Source organism: Streptomyces sp. NBRC 110611, from assembly GCF_001590865.1.
GTDB lineage: Bacteria > Actinomycetota > Actinomycetes > Streptomycetales > Streptomycetaceae > Streptomyces.
In genome coordinates, this window is sequence record NZ_BBUY01000001.1 from 490,866 (window position 1) to 513,217 (window position 22,352).

General features: G+C 71.0%; 20 protein-coding genes. 10 read left to right on the forward strand and 10 right to left on the reverse strand.

The window, feature by feature from the left end:
• Positions 1 to 61: 61 nt before the first annotated feature.
• From AZE13_RS02145 to AZE13_RS02160, 5 genes are all read right to left on the reverse strand, one after another.
• Positions 62 to 703, reverse strand: a complete 642-nt coding sequence (locus tag AZE13_RS02145; protein WP_066927124.1) for a Maf family protein — start codon at positions 701 to 703, stop codon at positions 62 to 64.
• Between the two features lie 111 nt (positions 704 to 814).
• A complete protein-coding gene (locus tag AZE13_RS02150) occupies positions 815 to 2,293 on the reverse strand; it encodes a peptidoglycan D,D-transpeptidase FtsI family protein (protein WP_066926140.1) in 1,479 nt (492 codons plus the stop codon).
• 151 nt (positions 2,294 to 2,444) lie between these two features.
• Positions 2,445 to 2,573, reverse strand: coding sequence for a morphogenic membrane protein MmpB (gene mmpB, locus AZE13_RS37750; protein ID WP_258527537.1), 129 nt, complete (start codon positions 2,571 to 2,573; stop codon positions 2,445 to 2,447).
• A gap of 164 nt (positions 2,574 to 2,737) precedes the next feature.
• A complete protein-coding gene (locus AZE13_RS02155) occupies positions 2,738 to 2,950 on the reverse strand; it encodes an acyl-CoA carboxylase epsilon subunit (RefSeq protein WP_066926143.1) in 213 nt (70 codons plus the stop codon).
• A gap of 79 nt (positions 2,951 to 3,029) precedes the next feature.
• Positions 3,030 to 4,619: an acyl-CoA carboxylase subunit beta gene (locus AZE13_RS02160; RefSeq protein WP_066926145.1), complete on the reverse strand. Its 1,590-nt coding sequence runs from the start codon at positions 4,617 to 4,619 to the stop codon at positions 3,030 to 3,032.
• Positions 4,620 to 4,908: 289 nt separating this feature from the next.
• On the opposite strand from AZE13_RS02160, the gene AZE13_RS02165 reads away from it, so the two are divergent.
• The 5 genes from AZE13_RS02165 to hutH all read left to right on the forward strand — a co-directional run bounded on the left by AZE13_RS02165 (position 4,909) and on the right by hutH (position 11,953).
• Complete coding sequence (locus tag AZE13_RS02165; RefSeq protein WP_066926148.1) at positions 4,909 to 5,787, forward strand: biotin--[acetyl-CoA-carboxylase] ligase; 879 nt, start codon at positions 4,909 to 4,911, stop codon at positions 5,785 to 5,787.
• A 574-nt stretch (positions 5,788 to 6,361) separates the two neighbouring features.
• Positions 6,362 to 7,696: an adenylate/guanylate cyclase domain-containing protein gene (locus AZE13_RS02170; protein ID WP_066926152.1), complete on the forward strand. Its 1,335-nt coding sequence runs from the start codon at positions 6,362 to 6,364 to the stop codon at positions 7,694 to 7,696.
• A 265-nt stretch (positions 7,697 to 7,961) separates the two neighbouring features.
• Complete coding sequence (locus AZE13_RS02175) at positions 7,962 to 8,756, forward strand: enoyl-CoA hydratase/isomerase family protein (protein ID WP_066926155.1); 795 nt, start codon at positions 7,962 to 7,964, stop codon at positions 8,754 to 8,756.
• 334 nt (positions 8,757 to 9,090) lie between these two features.
• Positions 9,091 to 10,233 carry a diguanylate cyclase domain-containing protein gene (locus AZE13_RS02180; protein ID WP_066927126.1) on the forward strand — a complete coding sequence of 381 codons (1,143 nt, stop codon included), beginning with the start codon at positions 9,091 to 9,093 and terminating at the stop codon, positions 10,231 to 10,233.
• Positions 10,234 to 10,408: 175 nt separating this feature from the next.
• Positions 10,409 to 11,953 carry a histidine ammonia-lyase gene (hutH, locus tag AZE13_RS02185; protein ID WP_079123618.1) on the forward strand — a complete coding sequence of 515 codons (1,545 nt, stop codon included), beginning with the start codon at positions 10,409 to 10,411 and terminating at the stop codon, positions 11,951 to 11,953.
• Between the two features lie 213 nt (positions 11,954 to 12,166).
• Here the strand turns inward: hutH and AZE13_RS02190 are convergent, their stop codons facing one another.
• Entirely contained in the window at positions 12,167 to 12,643 is a 477-nt protein-coding gene (locus AZE13_RS02190) for a hypothetical protein (protein WP_066926162.1), read from the reverse strand.
• Positions 12,644 to 12,752: 109 nt separating this feature from the next.
• Between AZE13_RS02190 and AZE13_RS02195 the strand changes: the two genes are divergently transcribed.
• Positions 12,753 to 13,091: a hypothetical protein gene (locus AZE13_RS02195; protein WP_181690225.1), complete on the forward strand. Its 339-nt coding sequence runs from the start codon at positions 12,753 to 12,755 to the stop codon at positions 13,089 to 13,091.
• Positions 13,092 to 13,408: 317 nt separating this feature from the next.
• A complete protein-coding gene (locus AZE13_RS02200) occupies positions 13,409 to 14,698 on the forward strand; it encodes an Ig-like domain-containing protein (protein WP_066926168.1) in 1,290 nt (429 codons plus the stop codon).
• A gap of 75 nt (positions 14,699 to 14,773) precedes the next feature.
• On the opposite strand, the gene AZE13_RS02205 is transcribed toward AZE13_RS02200, so the two are convergent.
• Entirely contained in the window at positions 14,774 to 15,541 is a 768-nt protein-coding gene (locus AZE13_RS02205) for an AraC family transcriptional regulator (protein ID WP_220127553.1), read from the reverse strand.
• A gap of 188 nt (positions 15,542 to 15,729) precedes the next feature.
• On the opposite strand from AZE13_RS02205, the gene AZE13_RS02210 reads away from it, so the two are divergent.
• Entirely contained in the window at positions 15,730 to 16,317 is a 588-nt protein-coding gene (locus tag AZE13_RS02210; protein WP_066926171.1) for a class I SAM-dependent methyltransferase, read from the forward strand.
• A gap of 64 nt (positions 16,318 to 16,381) precedes the next feature.
• On the opposite strand, the gene msrA is transcribed toward AZE13_RS02210, so the two are convergent.
• Positions 16,382 to 17,050: a peptide-methionine (S)-S-oxide reductase MsrA gene (gene msrA / locus AZE13_RS02215; RefSeq protein ID WP_066926174.1), complete on the reverse strand. Its 669-nt coding sequence runs from the start codon at positions 17,048 to 17,050 to the stop codon at positions 16,382 to 16,384.
• Positions 17,051 to 17,249: 199 nt separating this feature from the next.
• On the reverse strand, positions 17,250 to 18,380 hold the full coding sequence (locus tag AZE13_RS02220) for a hypothetical protein (RefSeq protein ID WP_066926177.1): 1,131 nt from the start codon (positions 18,378 to 18,380) through the stop codon (positions 17,250 to 17,252).
• A gap of 281 nt (positions 18,381 to 18,661) precedes the next feature.
• On the opposite strand from AZE13_RS02220, the gene AZE13_RS02225 reads away from it, so the two are divergent.
• Complete coding sequence (locus AZE13_RS02225; RefSeq protein WP_066926180.1) at positions 18,662 to 19,822, forward strand: cystathionine gamma-synthase; 1,161 nt, start codon at positions 18,662 to 18,664, stop codon at positions 19,820 to 19,822.
• Positions 19,823 to 20,094: 272 nt separating this feature from the next.
• On the opposite strand, the gene AZE13_RS02230 is transcribed toward AZE13_RS02225, so the two are convergent.
• The gene (locus AZE13_RS02230; protein WP_066926183.1) at positions 20,095 to 20,586 is read right to left on the reverse strand and encodes a MarR family winged helix-turn-helix transcriptional regulator; all 492 of its coding nucleotides are present in this window, start codon (positions 20,584 to 20,586) and stop codon (positions 20,095 to 20,097) included.
• A gap of 228 nt (positions 20,587 to 20,814) precedes the next feature.
• Between AZE13_RS02230 and ilvA the strand changes: the two genes are divergently transcribed.
• A complete protein-coding gene (ilvA, locus tag AZE13_RS02235; protein ID WP_066926185.1) occupies positions 20,815 to 22,023 on the forward strand; it encodes a threonine ammonia-lyase in 1,209 nt (402 codons plus the stop codon).
• The last annotated feature ends 329 nt before the right edge of the window (positions 22,024 to 22,352 follow it).

Here is a 22,352-nt window from a genome sequence, read left to right on the forward strand (position 1 = left end):
CGAGAAACCCCCACGGCGGGAAAGCCGACAACGTGGGAAGCCAGCCAAGCGCAGCGGATGGTCAGGCCCACAGATCGGTGAGCGCGACGTCCAGGTCGGCGAGGAGGCGACGGAGCAGCGGCAGGGACAGGCCGATGACATTGCCGGGGTCCCCGTCGATGCCGTCGATGAAGGGGGCGGAGCGGCCGTCGAGGGTGAAGGCGCCGGCGACGTGGAGGGGCTCGCCGCTGGCGACGTACGCGGCGATCTCGGCGTCGGTGGGTTCGCCGAAGCGGACCGTGGTGGCCGCGGTGGCCGAGACCTGGCGGCCGGAGGCGGTGTCGATCACGCAGTGACCGGTCTGGAGGATGCCGGAGCGGCCGCGCATGGACTTCCAGCGGGCGGTGGCGTCCTCGGCGTCGGCGGGCTTGCCGAGCGCCCGGCCGTCCAGCTCCAGGACCGAGTCGCAGCCGATGACCAGGGCGCCGGCGGCCTCCGGGCGGGCGGCGACCGCGGCGGCCTTCTCCTCGGCCAGGACGCGGGCCAGCGCGCCGGGGGTGTCGGCGGTGGGCCCGTCCTCGTCCACCCCGCTGACGATCACCTCGGGGGAGAGCCCGGCCTGGCGCAGCAGGCCCAGCCGCGCCGGGGACGCGGAGGCGAGGACGAGGCGGCGGGGGCCGGAAGAGGCGGCGGAGGGGGAAGGGGACTGGGGCTGTTCGGTCATGTTCGCCATGGTAGGAGAGGCCGTAAGAGGCCGTACTACGGGTGCGGCCGGAGTGCCTGGTGGGCGCCCCGGCCGTTGCCGTGTACTGCGGGTGTTCTTGAGTTCCGTGGGTTACTTCTTCAGGACGGCTTCCATGACCGCCTTCGCGATCGGGCCGCCCAGCTTGCCGCCGGCGATTTCGGAGCGCTGGATGTCCATGTCCTTGGGGTCGACGAAGACCGCGACCGCGACGGGGGAGGTGCCGTCGGCCTGCTTGGCATAGGAGACGAACCAGGCGTAGGGGCGCTCGTCGTCCACGTTGACGCCGTGCTGGGCGGTACCGGTCTTGCCGCCGACGGTCACACCGTCGATCTTGGCCTTGCCGGCGGTGCCCTTGTCGACCGTGTTCTCCATCATCTCCTGCACCTTCTTCGCGGTGTCGGCGGAGACGGCCTGGGACATCTGCTTGGGCTCGAACTTCTTGACCGTCGACAGGTCCGGGCCGCGGAGCTCGTCGACGACGTGCGGCATCATCAGCTTGCCGTCGTTGGCGAGGGCGGCGGTGACCATCGCCATCTGCATCGGGGTGCTGGTCAGGCTGCCCTGGCCCATGCCGGTCAGCGCGGTCTGCGGCTTGTCGAGCTTCTCCGGGTAGAGGCTCTTGTTGGCCTTCAGGTCGCCCAGGTCCTTGTCGTAGACCTCCGAGTTGAAGCCGAACTTCTCGGCCGTCTCGCGCATCTTGTCCTTGCCGACCTTGAGCGCGGTCTCGAGGAAGACGTTGTTGCAGGACCACTGCATACCGGTCTTGAGGGACCCGTTGACGCAGTCGGCGGTCTTCACATCGTTGGGAATCTTGGTGGTGCTCAGCGGCAGCTGGTACGGGACGGGGGAGTCGGTCTTGGCGTTGATGTCGGTGATCACGCCGTGTTCCAGGGCCGCGGCGGCGGTGAGGATCTTGAACGTGGAGCCGGGCGCGTAGGTCTCGCGCAGCGCGCGGTTGCTCAGCGGCTTGTTCTCGTCCTTGTCGAGCTCGGCGAACTTTTTGGCGTCGCCCATGGCGGCGAAGGAGGACGGGTCGTACGAGGGCGTCGAGGCCATCGCGAGGACATTGCCGTTGCGGGGGTCGAGGGCGACCACGGCGCCCTTGGCCTTGAGCTTGGTCAGGGCGTCGTAGGCGGCCTTCTGGGCCTTGCCGTTGATGGTGGTGACGACGTCACCGCCGCGTGGCTTCTCGCCGGTGAGGATGTCCTTGGCGCGGTTGAGCGCGAGGCGGTCGTCCTTGCCGCTGAGCAGCTTGTTGTAGGTGCTTTCGAGGAAGGAGAAGCCGATGCCCTGGGAGGCGAAGCCGGTGATCGGCGCGTACATCGGGCCGTTCTTGTACGTCCGCTTGTACTTGAAGTCGCCGGGGGTGGTCGTGGAGTCGGTGATCGGCTTGCCGTCGACGATGATGTTGCCGCGCGGGTAGGAGTACGCCTCGATCTTGACCCGGCGGTTGTTGTCGTCGTTGGCGAGCTCGTCGGCCTGGACGAACTGGATCCAGGTCGCCCGCACCAGCAGGGCCAGAACCAGCACCCCGCAGAAGACGGCTATATGCCTCAGCGGCCTGTTCATGTTCTCCCACTCCCCATCGGCAGCGCCGGTCCCGCGGCCCGCGGCCCGACGCCCGAATTGCGCTCTTCAAGAGTGAAAGATGCGTATCGGGCGGCTCTGGTTGCAAGGGCGAGGGGAACTGTGAGCGTCACCTCGTCTCGTCCGGCACGGATTACCTGGCGGCGAGCAGGAGCATCAGCAGTACCGCGGCCACCGCCAGCACGATGCCCAGCCGGCGGAGCTTGGCCTGCACATCGCGCAGCTCCTCGGGCGGCTCATCGGGCGGATCGGACCACAGCATGCCTCGATCCTGTGCCCGCCACGCGCTGTAGCGCCTGAGTACGCGTACTCAGGCGCTACAGCCCGAAGGACTAGTCATTGCATTATGCATCGATTTGACCCGGGACCCGACGGGCCGGACGGCCGGACAAGGTCGACGGGCAGGCCGCGGACAAGGCCGACGGGTCAGCGCGGCCAGAAGCTCGTCCGCCAGGCCCGCGGCCCCGGGTGCGGCAGCCGCGCCCGGGCCGGAACCGTGGCTGCCGGATCCGACCACTCGCTGCCGTGATCCGGGCTCCCCGGGGCGACGGCGGTCACCGCTGCCGCCCGGGCCCGCACCACCGCCAGTGCGGCGGCCAGCTCCTCCGGCGTGGGATTGCCCCGTACAACCTTGATCATCGAGAAGGCCTCCTTCGCTGACCCTGATCCCCTGATCCCCCGACCCCCTGATTCCCTCATTCCCTCATTCCCGCGTCCCTCAGAGCGGGATGTTGCCGTGCTTCTTCGGCGGCAGGGCCTCCCGCTTGGTGCGCAGCGCGCGCAGCCCCCGGACGATGTGCCGGCGCGTCTCGGACGGCACGATCACCGCGTCGATGTAGCCGCGCTCGGCCGCCTCGTACGGGTTCAGCAGGGCGTCCTCGTACTCCTGGATCAGCTCCTGGCGTCGTGCGTCCTGCGCGGCCGGGTCGTCGATCTCGGCCAGCGTGCGACGGTGCAGGATGTTCACCGCGCCCTGCGCGCCCATCACCGCGATCTGCGCCGTCGGCCAGGCCAGGTTCAGGTCCGCGCCGAGGTGCTTGGAGCCCATGACGTCGTACGCGCCGCCGAACGCCTTGCGGGTGATGACGGTGATCAGCGGGACCGTGGCCTCCGCATACGCGTAGATCAGCTTGGCGCCGCGCCGGATGATCCCGTCGTACTCCTGGTCCGTACCGGGGAGGAAGCCGGGGACGTCCACGAAGGTCAGCACGGGGATGTTGTACGCGTCGCAGGTCCGCACAAAGCGGGCGGCCTTCTCGCTGGCCTTGATGTCCAGGGTGCCGGCGAACTGCATCGGCTGGTTGGCGACCACGCCGACCGAGTGGCCCTCGACCCGCCCGAAGCCGGTGACGATGTTCGGTGCGAACAGTGCCTGGGTCTCCAGGAATTCGCCGTCGTCCAGGACGTGCTCGATCGCCGTGATCATGTCGTACGGCTGGTTGGCCGAGTCCGGGACCAGGGTGTCCAGCTCGCGGTCGTGGTCCGAGGTCGCGAGGTCCGCCTCCTCGGGGAAGACCGGCGGCTCGGAGAGGTTGTTGGACGGCAGGTAGGACAGCAGGCCCTTGACGTACTCGATGGCGTCCTTCTCGTCGCCCGACATGTGGTGCGCCACGCCCGAGGTGGTGTTGTGGGTGCGCGCCCCGCCCAGCTCCTCGAAGCCGACGTCCTCGCCCGTGACGGTCTTGATGACGTCCGGGCCGGTGATGAACATATGCGAGGTCTGGTCGACCATGACCGTGAAGTCGGTGATGGCGGGGGAGTAGACCGCGCCGCCCGCGCACGGGCCGACGATCAGGCTGATCTGCGGGATCACCCCCGAGGCGTGGGTGTTACGGCGGAAGATCTCGCCGTACATGCCCAGCGAGACCACGCCCTCCTGGATGCGCGCGCCGCCGGAGTCGTTGATGCCGACGACCGGGCAGCCGGTCTTCAGCGCGAAGTCCATCACCTTGACGATCTTCTCGCCGAAGACACCGCCGAGCGCGCCGCCGAAGACCGTGAAGTCCTGGGAGAAGACCGCCACCGGGCGTCCGTCGACGGTGCCGTAGCCGGTCACCACGCCGTCGCCGTACGGGCGGCTGCGCTCCATCCCGAAGCTGGTCGACCGGTGCCGGGCGAATTCGTCCAGCTCGACGAACGAGCCCTCGTCCAGCAGCAGATCGATACGCTCACGCGCCGTCAGTTTGCCCTTGGCGTGCTGCTTTTCCACCGCGCGGGCGGAACCGGCGTGCGTGGCCTCCTCGATCCGGCGCTGCAGATCGGCCAGTTTGCCCGCGGTGGTGTGGATGTTTGCTTCCGGCTCGGACATCGGGATGCGGCTCCTGCTCGTCCTGGACTGACTGCGCGTACTGAGGGTGGTACGGGCCTGTACTGCTCGTACTCGGGTCGTACGGGCGCGGGGAGCGCCGTACGGGTGTGACGGGTACTGCGGGTACTGAAGTCTTTGCGGGTGCTGCGGGTGCTGCGGGGTGTTGTGGGTGTTGCGAGTGCTGCGGGGTGCTGAGGTGATGAAGTCGTGCGGATTGGCTACCGCTTCGTAGCGTATCGGCGGGACTGCTCAGCGGCACTGCGTCGTTGGCCACACCTAGGCTGGCCCCATGACCCCTCAACCACCGGGAAACCGGGACAAAGAAGCCGGCCGCTGGAGCGATCTGGGCCGCCCTCCGCTGAACGTCGCCGCGCTCCGCCGGGCCCTGGTGCGCCCCGGGAGCCTGTGGAGCGTCGTGGACGTCGTTCCCGCCACCGGCTCCACCAACACCGACCTGGCGGCCCGGGCGGCCAAGGGTGAGCCCGAGGGCGCCGTCCTGGTGGCCGAGGAACAGTCCGCCGGCCGGGGCCGCCTCGACCGGACCTGGTCGGCGCCCCCGCGCTCGGGGCTCTTCTTCTCCGTCTACCTCACGCCGCGCGTCCCCCAGGAGCGCTGGGGCTGGCTCCCGCTGCTCGCCGGCGTCGCCACCGCCACCGCGCTGTCCCGTACGGCCGGTGTCGACACCGCGCTCAAGTGGCCGAATGACGTCCTGGTCACGGTCGGGGGAGAGGAACGCAAGACCGGCGGCATCCTCGCCGAACGCGCCGGCGAGGGTGTGGTCATCGGCATCGGCCTGAACGTCAGCCTGACCGCCGCCGAACTCCCCGTCCCCACCGCGGGCTCGCTGGCCCTGGCCGGTGCCGTCACCACCGACCGTGATCCGTTGCTGCGCGCCGTCCTGCGCTCTCTGGAGCACTGGTACGGCGAGTGGCAGACGGCCGACGGTGACCCCGCCGCCAGTGGTCTTCAGGAGACCTACGCGGCGGGCTGCGCGACCCTGGGCCGCTCGGTGCGCGCCGAACTCCCGGGGGACCGGCAGCTCGTCGGGGAGGCCGTCGCCATCGATGGCGACGGCCGCCTCGTCCTGGCCACTGCGGACGGCGTACAGCAGCCCGTCGGAGCGGGCGACATCATCCATCTCCGGCCGGCACGGGGAACCGCTCCGTGAGGAAGCGCCCCCTGGAGGGGGTCTTGGTGGGGTCTCGGGAGAGAGGGAGCGCCCCTTCGTGCTCCCCGGTGCCGGTGAGTCTCCCCGTGTGAGCCCCCGGCGCCGGCGTTGCTCCTCCTGAGCCCCGGGTGCCGGGAGATGAGCCCCGGGTGCCAGGGGACGCCCCTTGTGAGCCCTGGGTGCTGACGGGTGGTGGCCCCGACCATGTCCGGTCAGGGCGAGCGTGTCCCCGTGGGCGAGCGTATCCCCCCGTGGGCGGGCGTGTGCTCGTCAGGGCGAAGCAGGGCTGAGTGCGGCAGGGCTGAGTGCGGCGAGAGGGGCGAGCGGTGCGAGTCACGGGAATACCGCCCGACCCCCGCCGGTTGTGGCCCCGCAGGGGGCGCTCGCAACCCCTACGGGATCTGTTCGACCGCCCCCTAGGGGAAGCGTTCGCATCTCTTCCGTGGTCAGGGCCGGTATATGAGAGTGAGCCAGAGCACACCTGCCGTATCGTTGAGGCCGTCCGTCAGGGAGCGGACGACCGGCGAGACGTGATCGGAAGGGCAGTGCGCAGGGATCGGACAGGGAGCGGCCGGTGACCGCTGACGACTCGGGCGCCGGCCCGCGCGACGTGGACACCGAGGGCGAGGCCGCACACGACGCCCCCGGGGGCGATCCGGCGGAGGCCGGCGAGGAGACCGTACGCGACGCCCCTGCGGGCGACTCGGCGGGCGACTCGGCGGAGGCCGGTGACGAGGGCGTACGCGACGCCCCTGCGGGTGATCCGGCGGCAGCCGGTGACGAGAGGGACGAAGGCGCCGAAGGCACCGAGGGAGACGAAGGCGACGAGGGCGCCGAGGGAGATGTAGGCGCCGAAGGCGACGACGACAGCATCGCGATTCGGCTCGAACAACTCATCCTCGGTGCCGACCGCCGCTATACGCCGTTCCAGGCGGCCCGCAGCGCCGGCGTCTCGATGGACCTCGCGGCGCGCTTCTGGCGGGCCATGGGATTCGCCGACATCGGCCAGGTCAAGGCGCTCACCGAGGCCGATGTGCTGGCTCTGCGCCGGCTCGCCGGTCTGGTCGAGGCCGGGCTGCTCAGTGAGGCCATGGCCGTGCAGGTCGCCCGGTCCACGGGTCAGACCACCGCCCGCCTCGCCGACTGGCAGATCGACTCCTTCCTGGAGGGGCTCACCGAGCCCCAGGACTCCGGCCTGACCCGTACGGAGATCACCTATCCGCTGGTCGAGCTGCTCCTGCCCGAGCTGGAGGAGTTCCTCGTGTACGTCTGGCGGCGCCAGCTCGCCGCCGCCACCGGCCGGGTCGTACAGGCCCAGGACGATGCCGAGATGGTCGACCGCCGGCTCGCCGTCGGCTTCGCCGACCTGGTGGGCTTCACCCGTCTGACCCGCCGCCTAGAGGAGGAGGAACTGGGCGAGCTGGTCGAGGCGTTCGAGACCACCGCCGCGGATCTGGTGGCCGCGCACGGCGGCCGGCTGATCAAGACCCTCGGCGACGAGGTCCTCTTCTCCGCGGACGACGCCGGTATCGCCGCCGAGATCGGGCTGCGGCTGATCGAGACGCTGGCCCATGACGAGACGATGCCCGAGCTGCGGGTCGGCATCGCGTTCGGCACGGTCGCGACCCGCATGGGCGATGTCTTCGGTACGACCGTCAACCTGGCCAGTCGGCTGACGTCGATAGCGCCCAAGGACACCGTGCTGGTGGACGAGGCGTTCGCGGAGGAACTGGGCCGGACCGGTGATGCCCCGGTCTCCGAGGCGGACGCGGCGGCCGCGCAGAAGGCCGCCGAGGAGGGCATCGGCGCCGAGCCGCCGCCCTACCGCTTCGCCCTGCAGCCGATGTGGCAGCGGCCGGTGCGTGGTCTGGGCGTCGTGGAGCCGTGGCTGCTGACGCGGAGGGACTGATGACGGATCCCGTCCGTCCCGGCCCTGGTGCTCCGCCCCGTCCCACTGATCCTGGGCCCCCTGATCCTGGGCCCCACCGGTCGTGGGCCCCGCTGGTCGTGGGCCTCGCCGGTCGTGGATCCCGCTGGTCCAGCTGGTCTCGTCCGGTTGGTCTCGTCCGGCCGGTCCCGTCCTGTTGCTGCGGGCGTTGACCTGACATGATCCCCATCAGCCAGGTCAACGTTCGTTAACAAGGGCAGTGAACAGGGACATCAGGGAGGGCACTATGCAGCGGTTCGGCACGGACGAGTGGGTCGGTATCGAGCGCCACGGCTTTGTCGCGGAGCTGGTCATGGACCGCCCCAAGGCCATGAACGCGGTCTCCACGGCGATGGCTGACGCCCTGTCCGAGGCCTGCGCCGAGCTGGCCGCGGACCGTTCCGTACGGGCGGTGGTGCTCACCTCCACCCACGAGCGGGCGTTCTGTGTGGGCGCCGACCTCAAGGAGCGCAACTCCTTCACGGACGCGGACCTGCTGCGCCAGCGCCCGCACACCCGCGCCGCCTACGCCGGCGTACTGGAGCTGCCGATGCCGACCCTCGCCGCCGTGCACGGCTTCGCGCTCGGCGGCGGCTTCGAGCTGGCGCTGGCCTGCGATCTGATCGTCGCGGACGAGACCGCGGTGGTCGGCCTGCCGGAGGTGTCGGTGGGAGTGATCCCCGGCGGCGGGGGCACCCAGCTGCTGCCCCGCCGGGTGGGTGCGGCGCGGGCCGCCGAGCTGATCTTCACCGCGCGCCGGGTGCCGGCGGCCGAGGCGGTGACGCTGGGCCTGGTCGACCGGCTGGTCGCGGACGGGCAGGACCGGGCCGAAGCGCTGGAGCTGGCGGCCGGGATCGCCCGCAATTCGCCGGTCGGACTGCGCGCCGCCAAGCGCGCGATGCGGCTGGGGCACGGCCTCGATCTGCGGGCCGGTCTGGAGCTGGAGGACGGCGCCTGGCGCAGTGTGGCCTTCTCCGGTGACCGCGCGGAGGGCGTCGCGGCGTTCAACGAGAAGCGGCATCCGCAGTGGCCCGGTGAGTGAGCGCCGGGACCGGGGCCGGGGCCGGAGTGGCCCGATGGGGTGAGGCCCGGGCGTCATCCGGTCACAGACGGGCGTGGCGGCGCTCACGTACCGTAGTCGCCCCGCCATGGTCACGGCCGGATCCGCGCTCACCAGCCGTGACGCAGACGGCGTAGATGGCGCAGATAACGCCCAGGTGTCAATCCCACGCCGAAAGGGGCGAAAGGGGTTAAACATTCCTACGCTGTACTACAGAGCGTGCTCACAGTGACGGCTCGCGGTGACGGAATGTGAGGATCCGGTGACGGGCGAGGGTGATGCGAGGCTGCGGGCCGTGGTGGAGCTGGCGCAGTCGATGGCGGCCGCCCACACCCCGCACGAATCGGCGCACGCCGCGGCGCAGGGTGTGCGCCAGGCCCTGGGCGGCTCCTTCGCGGCGATCTCGAAGTGGGAGCGTGAGCTGGGGAAACTGCGGGTGCTGGTCAACGTCGGCGAACTGGCCGATGACGAGGAGGAGTTCCCGGACGACGAGAGCTACCCGGTCCACGAGTTCCCGGAGATCGTCGGTTTCCTGCACGAGCAGTGGGCCGGCGGCGGCGAGCCCAGCGCCTGGGTGGAGACGGCCGAGGGGGATCCTCCCCCGGTTGTCGGCCCGGGGGATCTCCAGCCCGGCGCCCCGGGAGGGGGCTGCGGCGGCGGCCCGTACAACCGGCAGCGGGTGGCCGCGCTGCGCCGCCGCGGCCGGGCCTGCTGCGTGGTCGCGCCGATCCTGCTGCACGGCCGCGCGTGGGGCGAGCTGTATGTCGCCCGGCGCACCGGCGAGCCGCTCTTCGACCGGTCGGACGCCGAGTTCGCAAGCGTCCTCGCCGCCGTCACGGCCGCCGGTATCGCGCAGACCGAGCGGCTGGCGGAGGCCCGTCGGCTGGCGTTCACCGATGCGCTGACCGGGCTCGCCAACCGCCGCGCGGTCGATATGCGACTGGACGAGGCGCTGGAGCAGCACCGTGTCGACGATGCGGTGGTGAGCCTGCTGGTGTGTGATCTGAACGGTCTGAAGCGGGTGAACGACTCGCGTGGCCATGCGGTCGGCGACCGGCTGCTGGAACGGTTCGGCTCGCTGCTGTCGCTGTGCGGCGCGATGCTGCCCGGCGCGCTGGCCGCCCGGCTCGGCGGTGACGAGTTCTGTCTGCTCGCGGTGGGCCCGTCGGCCGACGAGGTGGTCAAGGTGGCCGAGGAGCTGTGTGACCGGGCCGGGGAGCTGGACCTCGGAGAGGGGGTCGCGGTGGGGGTCGCCTCGACCGGTCACCCGATCGGTCCGGTACGCAGCGCCCGCCGGCTCTTCCGGCTCGCGGACGCCGCTCAGTACAAGGCCAAGGCGGCGGGCTCGGCCGAGCCGGTGGTGGCCGGCCGGCACGGCGGCGAGGACGACCCCGTCGTACGGCTCGCGGACGCCCCGGACCGCCGGGTGGGGCCCGAGCGGCGACGCTTCCGGAGGTGAGGCAACTCCCTGCTGGATCCCACTGGATCCCACTGGATCCCACTGGACCTCCCTGGACCTCCCCGGGTATCTCCGCGGGTGTTTTCCTGGAAGCCTGCTGAACAGGTAACAGGTAAGGGGTGAACCCGGCATCCACTGGTGACATTCGGCGATTCAGTCTCTAGGGTGCCTGAATATGGATATGCACACTGTGGTGCTGGGGACGTCCGGCACGACCGCACAGGACGTCGTCGCGGTGGCCCGCGGCGCGGCCCGGATCGAGCTGTCCGAGGAGGCTCTCGCGGCCATCGCCACCTCCCGCGCCTGCATCGACGAACTCGCCGCCAAGCCCGACCCTGTCTACGGCGTCTCCACCGGCTTCGGCGCCCTGGCCATCCGCCGCATCAGTCCAGAACTGCGCGGCCGACTCCAGCGCAACATCGTGCGTTCGCACGCGGCCGGAATGGGCCCACGGGTCGAGCGCGAGGTCGTTCGCGCGCTGATGTTCCTGCGCCTCAAGACGCTCGCCTCCGGACACACCGGCGTCCGCCCGCTGGTCGCCGAGACGATGGCCGCCATACTCAACGCCGGGATCACCCCGGTCGTCCACGAATACGGCTCCCTCGGCTGCTCCGGCGACCTCGCACCGCTCTCCCACTGCGCGCTGACCCTGATGGGGGAGGGCGAGGCGGAGGGCCCCGACGGCATCGTCCGGCCGGCCGCCGAACTGCTCGCCGCACACGGCATCCCGCCCGTGGAACTGCGCGAGAAGGAAGGCCTCGCCCTCCTCAACGGCACCGACGGGATGCTCGGCATGCTCGTGATGGCCTGCGCCGATCTGGCCCGGCTGTTCACCTCGGCGGACATCACCGCGGCCCTCTCCCTGGAGGCGCTGCTCGGCACCGACAAGGTCCTGGCGCCCGAGCTCCATGCCATCCGCCCGCACCCCGGGCAGGCCGCCTCGGCCGCCAATATGCTGAAGGTGCTGTCCGGTTCGGGCTTCACCGGCCACCACCAGGGCGACGCCCCGCGCGTCCAGGACGCCTACTCCATCCGCTGCGCCCCGCAGGTCGCCGGCGCCGGCCGGGACACCCTCGACCACGCCCGCCTGGTCGCCGACCGCGAGCTGGCGTCGGCGGTCGACAACCCCGTCGCACTGCCGGACGGCCGGGTGGAGTCCAACGGCAACTTCCACGGCGCCCCGGTCGCGTACGTCCTGGACTTCCTCGCCATCGCCGCGGCCGACCTCGGCTCCATCGCCGAACGCCGCACCGACCGCCTGCTCGACCCGAACCGCTCCCACGGTCTGCCCGCCTTCCTGGCCGGCGACCCCGGCGTCGACTCCGGCCTGATGATCGCCCAGTACACCCAGGCCGCGCTGGTCAGCGAGCTGAAGCGGCTGGCCGGGCCCGCGTCGGTGGACTCCATCCCGTCCTCCGCCATGCAGGAGGACCATGTCTCGATGGGCTGGTCCGCGGCCCGCAAGCTGCGCACCGCCGTCGACAACCTCACCCGGATCCTCGCCGTCGAGCTGTACGCGGCGACCCGCGCCATCGAGATGCGCGACGGGCTCGCCCCGGCCCCGGCCACCCGCGCGGTACTGGAGGCGGTGCGCGCCGAGGGCATCCAGGGCCCGGGCGAGGACCGCTTCCTGGCGCCGGACCTGGAGGGCGCGTATGCGTTCGTGCGGGACGGCAAGCTGGTGGCGGCCGTGGAGGCGGTCACCGGGGAGCTGGCGTAGGGGAGTACTGGACGACTGCTGGTCGCTGGTTGCCGCTTGCCGGTCGCGGGTTGCAGGTTGTGGCCCGCAGCCCGCAGCCCGCAGCCCGCAGCCCGCAGCCCGCAGCCCGCGACCCGCGGAGCAAGGCCCCGGGCGCGTGAGTGACGCGACGCCCGGGGCCTTCTCTCGTTGCGTATCCGCGTGTTCTTGTGGCGGCGCGTATCGCGCGGGCGGTCAGGGCGTTTCGTGGCGTGTGCGGCGTACGGAGTAGCCGACCAGCCCGGCGCCGAGCATGAGGCAGACGGTACCGCCGATCACATACGGGGTGGTGTCCGGGCTGCCGGTGTCGGCGAGGAGGCGCTGCGGGGCGGTGGAACCCGAGCCCGGGGAGCCGCTCTCGCCACCACTCTGCGCACGACGCTCCGCACCATCACCACTGCCTGTGCGGCCCGTCCGGCCCGGCCCGCCCGCCAGTTCCGGCGTCCCCGGTGCGGACTCCGAGTCCGTATGCAGACCGGAACCGCTGTTCAGACCGGAACCATCACTCAGACCGGAACTGCTGCTCAGACCGGAACCGCCACTCAGGCTGGAATCGCTTGAATCTTTCGCGCCGTCAATTCCCACGATCGCATTGGCGGATGGTACGAACCACAAGGCGAACAGCACCGATCCCGCCGTCGCGGCGGTCAGGAGTGGTCGTCGCGCGGTCACGGAAGCGATCCCCCTTGTGGGTTCGACGAATTGGCTGTTGAGCGCAGATGTTAGTAACTGCCGCGGGTCGCGGGGAAGTCAGGCCCCATCCAGTCCTAACCTCCGTGCTATGAGCAATGGTGAGACATCACGTTTTGTGCGGCTTCATGTCGAACTGGTCATGGAGGTCACCGACGCGGACCGGCTGACCCGCGCCGCCCTCGACCGCATCGACGACGACCCCTCCCTGCCCGACGACGAGCGCCGACGGTCCCAGGAAGCCGTCACGGAGGACCCGGCGGAGGCGCTGGCCCATCTGATCGACCCGTTCGACCTGGTCTCCGCCGTACCGGGCACCGAACTCGCCCAGGCATCGTGGAGCAGCGAAGGGCTGACCGACTACGACCCCGACGCCGAATGGGATGCGACGGAGTGGGAGCTGGCCGACGGCGCGGCCGCCGAGGTCTGACCCCGGCACTGTCTCTGACACCGCCGTGGCCCCCGTACGGCACGCTCCTCGCCGTACGGGGGTCTCCCATGGCCGTACGGGGCATAGGTGCAGTATGTGATCAAAACGCACTAAGTGTCCTACCCCACACTTTTCGGAGGAATGGAACGGTTGGCGCGGAAAAGGCGTTCACTGGGCGTCGGTCGGAATGCCTGCGTCCGGATAGGCCTGCGTTCTGATCGGCAGCTCACTCGGGGATTGTTTGCCTGCGAAATCCGCAGTAGTCAGCAGTAATCGGTAGCACTCGGTAGTAATCGGTAGCAATGGAGATGCGTGTGATGACGGACAGCAAGCGCCGCAAGGGCCGCATAGCCGCCGCCGCGCTGCTCGGGAGCGTGCTCACGCTCGCCGCGTCCGGCACCGGCCATGCGGCCGCCAACGGCAGTCCCGGTGACGATGACGGTGCGCGCGGTGCCGGTAGCGGTACACGGCACGAGAACGCCCAGCAGGTGGACGAGGCAGCCGCCGAGGAAGCGTCGCAAGCCAGGATCACCATCACGCCGAAGGACGGCGCCACCAAGGTGGGCATCGACCGTGACATCAAGGTCACCGTCAGCGAGGGCCGGCTCACCGACGTCACCATGACCGCCGTCGGAAGCGGGCGGACGGTCCGCGGCACGCTCTCCGCCGACGGCACCTCCTGGACCCCCGACCAGGCTCTTCAGCACATGACGACGTACAAGGTCACCGCGCACGCGGTCGACTCCCAGGGGCGCCGGGCGGTGGAGAACTCCCGCTTCACCACCGTCACCCCGCCCTACCTCTTCATCGGGAACTTCACGCCCGAGGACGGTTCGACGGTCGGCGTCGGCATGCCGGTGTCGATCAACTTCGACAAGCCGGTCAAGAACAAGGCCGCCGTCGAGTCCGCGATCAAGGTCTCGGCCAGCAGCAACCAGCGGGTCGTCGGCCACTGGTTCAGCGACACCCGGCTGGACTTCCGCCCCCGCGGCTACTGGCAGGCGAACTCCGAGGTCACCATGGCGCTCGGCCTGGACGGCGTCCAGGCGTCGCCGGGCGTCACCGGCATCCAGAACAAGACCGTCCGCTTCCACATCGGCCACGCGCAGGTCAGCACCGTCGACATCAAGACGCATTGGATGACCGTGAAGCGTGACGGTGAGGTCATCAAGACCATCCCGATCTCGGCGGGCAGCACCGAGAACCCGACGTACAACGGCAAGATGGTCATCTCCGAGCGGTTCGAGCAGACCCGGATGAACGGTTCGACGGTCGGTTTCAAGAAGAAGGACGGCAAGGGCGAGTACGACATCCCTGATGTGCCGCACGCCCAGCGTCTGTCGTCCTCCGGCACCTTCATCCACGGCAACTACTGGGGCAAGGGAATCTTCGGCCGCGCCAACACCAGCCACGGCTGCATCGGCCTGAAGGACGCGAAGGGCGCCGATGACCCCACGACCGACGGCGCCTGGTTCTTCGACCACTCGCGGACCGGCGATGTGGTCGAGGTGATCAACTCTTCCGACCGCACCATCAAGCCGGACAACGGCCTGAACGGCTGGAACATGGACTGGTCGCAGTGGGTGGCGGGCAGCGCCCTGCGCTGACCACTGCACCTGGCTGACCACCGCGCCTGGCTAACTATCGCGCCCGGCTGACGTCCTCGGCGTTCTCGACGTCCGTCACGGCTCCACCGGCGCGAAGTACGCTCCCGGCGGCACCCCCACCGCCCGGCGGAAGGCCGCGACGAAGGCGCTCGGGGAGGCGTAACCCACCCGCGCCGCAACCGCCGCGACCGTGGCGCCCGCGGCCAGCAACGGCATCGCGGCCTGCAAACGGACCCGGGTGCGCCACTGCCCGTACGGCATACCGGTGTCGGCCACGAACGCCCGGGCCAGGGTCCGGCCGCTCGCCCCCACCCGGGCGCCCCACTCGGCCAGCGTCCGCCCGTCCGCCGGATCGGCGCGCAGCGCCTCCGCAACCCGGCGCGCCCGTGGGTCGTGGGGCATCGGTGCCTGCACCGTGGCCACCGACACCGGGCGCAGCTGGTCCAGGACGACGGCCTCGGCCCGTTCGCGGGCGGCCGGCTCCAGGGTCTCGTCCGCCAGGTACGTGATCAGCTCGCGCAGCAGCGGGGAGACGCCGACGACGGTGGGCGCCGGCCAGCCGACCGGGCAGCGCTCCGGCAGGTAGTACAAGCTCCGGAAGAGCGCCGGCCCCGCGGCGCCGGTGGCATGCGGGGTGTCCGCCGGTATCCACAGTGCCATCGACGGCGGCAGTACCCAGGTGTTGCCGGCCGCTCGTACGGCCAGAACTCCCTTTCTCGCCCAGGTCAGTTGATGGTGCCCGTGACGATGGCGCTGGAACCACTGCCCGCCGGCCATCGCGAAGCTCCCCACGACCACGGCCGCCCCGGCGAGCGGCCCGCCCGGCACCACCTGCTCCTCCACGACACTCGCCCGACGGCTCTCCGCCCCGCTTCCCGCCCCGCTTCCCGCCCCGCTTCCCGCCCCGCTTCCCGCCCTGCCTTCCGCCCCGCGGTCCGTCCCACCTTCCGCCCCGCGACTGTCCGTCCGGCGATACAACATGTCCCCCTGTCGCCTGGTGGTCACCGCACACCGCTTCCTACGCTCGCCCCATGCCCTCCATGAATCGATATCACCAGTGGGTGTGCAACTCCCGCCTGTGGGCCCGTGCGGTGGAGAAAGACCTGTTGCCATGGGCCCTGCACGACGTACAACTGGGCGCCGAAACCCTGGAAATCGGTCCCGGGTACGGCGCCACGACACGGGTGCTGGAGCGTCGCACCGGCGGCCGGCTGGCCCTCCTCGAGGTCGACGAGTACGCGGCGCGGCGGCTACGGGCCAGGTACGCCCGACACGGCGACCGGATCGAGGTGGTGCACGGCGACGGCGCCGCGATGCCGCTCCCGGACGCCGGTTTCGACACCGTCGTCTGCTTCACCATGCTGCATCACGTGCCGTCACCTCAGCTACAGGACCGGCTCTTCGCCGAGGCACACCGGGTGCTGCGCCCGGGCGGAGTCTTCGCGGGCTGTGACGGCCGCGCAAGCCACGCCTTCCGCCTGATGCACCTGGGCGACACCTACGTTCCGGTACCGCCCGAAACCCTGCCCGCCCGACTGCACACAGCCGGCTTCGACCCCGCCGCCACCACCCTCACCCTCACCAAGAACCGCTTCCGCTTCCGCACAACCCGGCCCTAACCGCGCCCCTCCCTCACCTCGCGGCTCTCTCCCTGCGCACCCGTCACCCGTCACCCGTCACTCGTCACCCTTCCAAGGGCGCGATGCCCACCGGGCAGGACACCCCCGTGCCCCCGATCCCGCAGTAGCCCGCCGGGTTCTTGTCGAGGTACTGCTGGTGATATGCCTCGGCCGGATAGAAGGGGCGGGTGGCGTCGGCGGGGAGGATTTCGGTGGTGATGTCGGCGTAGCCGGAGCGGTGAAGGACGGCGCGGTAGGCGTCGCGGGAGGCCTCGGCGGCCTGCTGCTGGGCGGGGGAGTGGGTGTAGAGCGCGGAGCGGTACTGGGTGCCCACGTCGTTGCCCTGGCGGAAGCCCTGGGTGGGGTCGTGGGACTCCCAGAAGAGCTTCAGGAGGGACGTGTACGGCACGACCGCCGGGTCGTAGACGACGCGGACGGCCTCGGTGTGGCCGGTGTGGCCGCTGCAGACCTCTTCGTAGGTGGGGTTCGGGGTGTGCCCGCCCTGGTAGCCGACGAGGGTGGTCCACACCCCCTCGGTCTGCCAGAACTTCCGCTCGGCGCCCCAGAAGCAGCCCAGGCCGAAGTCGGCGGTCTCCAGGCCGTCCGGGTACGGGCCGAGCAGTGGGTTGCCGAGGACGGTGTGTCGCTCGGGGACGGAGAAGCCGGGCTCGGGACGGCCCTTGAGCGCTTCCTCGGGGGTGGGGAGGTGGGTCTTGAAGCGGGAGAACGGCATCAGGATCAGGCTCCAGGTGAGGAAGGAGACGAGGAAGGGGGGAGGGGGCAGGCGGGATGCGGGAGGCTGTGGTGGGGGTAACGCTGCGGGCAGGGGCGGCATTCCCGGGGGCCGCCGCCACTGGGCAGGGCCGCCGCCACTGGGCAGGGCCGCCACCCGGCGGGTCGCCACCGCCCGACGGCGACGGCCCCGCCCTGCGCTACGGCTTCTCCGGCGGCAAGCCGGCCGAGGTCCCGCCGAGCTGTTCCCAGCCGGCGATGGCCTGGGCGCGGTACGCGGCGTACTCGGCGGCGGGGCTGGGCCCGTACGACCACGGGACGGCCCCCACATGGCCGTCGACGAGGCGGAGCTGCTCCATCGCCTCGGCGTAGCGCTCGGCGCGTACCAGGAACCACACGAGCAGATGCCGGACGTGCGGCGCCATGGGGTGGTCGGCGGGAGCCTCGCGGAGCGCGAAGTGGGCGCCCTCGATGGCGCGCTCGACGACCGCGCTCTGGTAGAGGCTGCGGACCATGTTCGCCTCGGGGAGGTGCTCGTAGACCGCGAAGAGGGGGAGCGCCGGGAGGAGCGACCCGGAGGGCGCGCTCGCCGCCGCGTGCCCGGCGAACGCCTCGGCCTCCTCGCGGGAGCCGTGCCACTTCTGCGACCAGTAGGGGAGGGCGGCGAGGTGGGCGCCCATGTGATGCGGGGCGCGCTGGACGATCGTGGACCACAGCTCCTGGTAGTCGGCCGGGCGGGCACCCAGCCCCCGGGCCACCGCCAGCTCGGTGATGTACGGGATCGGGCTGCCGGGCGCCAGCAGCGCGGCCTCCTGGCAGACCGTACGGGCCTCCTCCAGGATCATGCGGAAGTCCTCCGAGCCCGGGTCGCGCAGCGCCTGGACGACGAGGAACTGGGCGTGCGTCTGGGCGCCGCCCGGGTCCTTGGGGGCCTCGGAGCGCCAGGTGCGCAGCCAGATGCCGCCGGTGCGGAGCCCGCCGTCCTGCTCCGTGCCGCCCGTGGCCAGCTCGAACGCGGCGGCCCCGGCCAGCGTCTGGACCCGCTGCCAGCGGCGCTCCCAGTCGTCGCCGGTGGACTTCAGCAGCTCGGCCGCGGGGCGCCAGTCGCGTGTCCGCCGGATCTCGGCCAGCGCCTCGTCCAGCTCCGGGTCGGGGCCGGGCAGCCGTACATCGAGCTCCTCCAGCGGGACGAAGCCGTAGCCCGCGAGTGGGTCGGCGGCCGCGGCCAGGCCCTGCCGGGTCTGCTGGGCGGCCTGTCGGCGTCGCATCCAGGGGAGGAAGACGAGGCCGCCGAGCGCGAGCGCGGCGAGAAGAACCAGCAGTACGTCCATATGAGGTGTCCTGTGCCTGTAACGGTTGGCTGAGCTGTAGCGGGTAACGGCTGAGCTGTCGCGGGTAACGGTTGGCTGTGCGGGTGTCGGAGTCGCTATGGCGGCGGTGGCGCCGGGGTGGTGCTCGTACGGATCCGGCGCATCCTGTTGTATCCACTCCCCAGCGAACCAGAAAGTTCCGGGACGTTTCCGGGACGTATCCGGTGCGGATCCGGTGCGGGTTCAAACGAACCGGGAACTCCCAGGTGGGCCGGCCGCGCGGGCGACTACCCTCGGCAGGCATGAGCGATCAGCGCGACCAGCGCCATCAGCAATTCGAAACCCTTGCCATCCACGCAGGCCAGGAGCCCGACGAGGCCACTGGCGCGGTGGTGCCGCCCATCTACCAGGTGTCCACCTACAAGCAGGACGGAGTGGGCGGGCTGCGCGGCGGCTACGAGTACAGCCGGAGCGCCAACCCGACCCGTACCGCCCTGGAGGAGAACCTCGCCGCCCTCGACGGCGGCCGGCGCGGCCTCGCCTTCGCCTCCGGCCTGGCCGCCGAGGACTGTCTGCTGCGGACCCTGCTGTCCCCCGGCGATCACGTCGTCATCCCCAATGACGCCTACGGGGGGACGTTCCGCCTCTTCGCGAAGGTCGTCGAGCGGTGGGGCGTGGAGTGGTCGGTGGCCGACACCTCCGACCCGCAGGCCGTACGTGACGCGCTGCGGCCCCGTACGAAGGCGATCTGGGTGGAGACGCCCAGCAACCCGCTGCTCGGCATCAGCGACATCGCGGCGCTGGCCGGGGTCGCACGGGATGCCGGCGCCAAGCTCGTCGTCGACAACACCTTCGCCAGCCCCTACCTCCAGCAGCCGCTCTCGCTCGGCGCGGACGTGGTCGTCTACTCCACGACCAAGTACATGGGCGGTCACTCCGATGTGGTCGGCGGCGCCCTGGTCGTCAACGACGACACCCTCGGCGAGGAACTCGCCTACCACCAGAACGCGATGGGTGCGATCGCCGGCCCCTTCGACGCCTGGCTCGTGACGCGCGGCATCAAGACCCTGGCCGTACGGATGGACCGGCACAGCGCCAACGCGGCGCGCGTCGCGGAGCTGCTGAGCTCCCACAAGAAGGTCACCCGCGTCTACTACCCCGGGCTGTCCGAGCACCCCGGCCACGAGATCGCCGCCAAGCAGATGCGGGCCTTCGGCGGCATGGTGTCGTTCCAGGTCGCGGGCGGTGAGCAGGCGGCGGTCGAGGTCTGCGACCGGGCGCGGCTGTTCACCCTCGGTGAGTCGCTCGGCGGCGTGGAGTCGCTGATCGAGCACCCGGGGCGGATGACGCACGCCTCGGCGGCCGGCTCCGCGCTGGAGGTCCCCGGCGACCTCGTACGCCTGTCCGTCGGCATCGAGTCCGTGGAGGACCTGCTGGCCGATCTCCGGCAGGCGCTGGGCTGACGGCCGCCCTGGGCCGGCCTGGAGCCCTCGCCGCCCCTCAGGGAGAGGGGTGGCGAGGGCCGAGGCCGACACGGCGGTGCGTATCCGGCAACTCCCGGGCAGCCGGGGCGGATCGGCATACGTGATCAGCGATCAGCGATCAGCGATCAACGAGCCGTGAGCCGTGAGACGCCAGTCGTCGGCTGTGAGCCGTGAGGCGCCAGCCGTCAGCGGTGAGGCAATGAGCGGAGGGGACGGCGGCCAGGGCATCTCTCAGTCAGGCCGTCAGACCGTCAGGACGGCTGCCCCTCGGCGCCCACGACGCGGTGGAGCGAGGAGTTGAAGCGGGTCAGGAGGGTCGTGAAGGCCTCGCGGTCCTCCTCGGACCACCCCTCCGTCACCAGCGCCATCAGCGCCCGGCGCGAAGCCCGTACCTCGTCCAGCCGGGCGTGCCCGCGCTCGGACAGCTGGAGCACCACCGCCCGGCCGTCCTCGGGGTGGGTGGTCCGGCTGACCAGCCCGGAGTCGACCAGCGGGGCGACCTGCCGCGTGACGGTGGAGGAGTCGATGCCCATGCCTGCGGCCAGGGCCTTGACGCCCATCGGCCCTTCCTGATCCAGGCGGTTGAGCAGCAGATAGGCGGCGCGGTCCATGGAGTTGCGCGCCTGCCCGACGCCGCCGAGCCGGCTCTGTTCCGCGCGGCGGGCGAAGACGGCGACTTGATGCTGCAGCGCGTCGAGAAGAGCGGGGTCGGTGTGGGTCGTCATGTCCGAAGAGGTGGGCATGGCCGGGTGCTCGCTTCATGGGATGCGTATGGATTGGGGGACAGCGTACGCGGCCACGGCGCGGAGCGTACCTGCGCCGGCCATTCCGATAACGCCCCGTAACCCCAGGGGGCCGCCCGGTCCTCCCGCGCAGACCGTTCCCGGCACGTTCCCGCCACGTTTCCACCACGCTCCCACCTCGTTCCCAGCGGGACGGCCCGCCGCCGGGCGAACTGCGAGACTGGCGACATGAACGGGACGATCACGGTCGATGCCGTGCGCGAGGCGCACAAGATGCTCTCCGGCGTTTCCCGCGCCACCGTGCTGGAGGGCAGTCGCTACCTGTCGGGGCTGGTCGGCACCCCCGTGCACCTCAAGTGCGAAAACCTGCAACGCACCGGCTCGTTCAAGATCCGCGGTGCCTACGTACGGATCGCCGGGCTCTCCGCGGAGGAGCGGGCCGCCGGCGTCGTGGCGGCGAGTGCCGGCAACCACGCCCAGGGCGTGGCGCTGGCGGCGTCCCTCCTCGGAGTGCGCTCGACGGTGTTCATGCCGGCCGGTGCCCCGTTGCCGAAGGTCGCCGCGACGCGCGAATACGGCGCCGAGGTGCGCCTGCACGGGCACGTCGTGGACGAGACCCTGGCCGCCGCCCAGGAGTACGCGCGGGAGACCGGCGCGGTTTTCATCCACCCCTTCGACCACCGCGACATCATCGCCGGCCAGGGGACGGTCGGCCTGGAGATTCTCGAACAGTGCCCGGAGGTGCGCACCATCGTCGTCGGGGTCGGCGGCGGCGGACTCGTGGCGGGGATCGCGGTCGCGGTCAAGGCGCTGCGGCCGGATGTGAAGGTCATCGGGGTGCAGGCGGCGGGCGCGGCCTGTTATCCGCCGTCGTTGGCGGCCGGGCATCCGGTGGCCATCGAGGGGCCGACGACGATGGCGGACGGCATCAAGGTCGGGCGGCCCGGTGATGTGCCCTTCGGGATCGTCCAGCGGCTCGTGGACGAGTTCCGTACGGTCTCCGAGGACCAGCTCTCCAGCGCGCTGCTGCTGTGTCTGGAACGGGCGAAGCTCGTGGTGGAGCCGGCCGGGGCCAGCCCGGTGGCGGCGCTGCTCGCCGACCCGAAGTCGTTCGAGGGGCCGGTGGTCGCGGTGCTGTCGGGCGGGAACGTCGACCCGCTGCTGATGCAGCGCATCCTGCGGTTCGGCATGGCCGCCGGGGGCCGCTATCTGTCGCTGCGGCTGCGGCTGACGGACCGGCCGGGGGCGCTGGAGGGGCTGCTCGGGGTGCTGACGGTGGTCGACGCCAACGTCGTCGACATCGGGCATGTGCGGACGGATCCGCGACTCGGCCTGACCGAGGTCGAAGTCGAGCTGCATCTCGAGACCAAGGGGCCGGCGCACTGCGACGAGGTGCGCGAGGCGCTCCGCGAGGCGGGCTACGTCATGGCGGAGTGACGAGGTCGGAGGCGTGGCGCGCGGTCGCACTCACATTGACGATCGGGCTCGCGGCCGCCCGCCGCGTCGTCGCACGCAAATCGAAATCCCTATCGCGATGTATCGCGTCTGGGTGTAGTATCGCGACTGCGGGCGTTGAGGATCCGGCCGTGTTCGGCGGGCAGTCGCCGTGGCGCGGTCGTGGCTTTGTGTGGATTTACTCGTCTTTACGTGGCACCTTCGTTCGAGTGTGTATGTCGTACAGGTGGCCGTGGGTGAGGGGGTAGATGGCCGTGGGTGAGGTGGTGGAGGGGGTGTGGGTGTGAAAGTCGCACGGAATGTGCACAAAA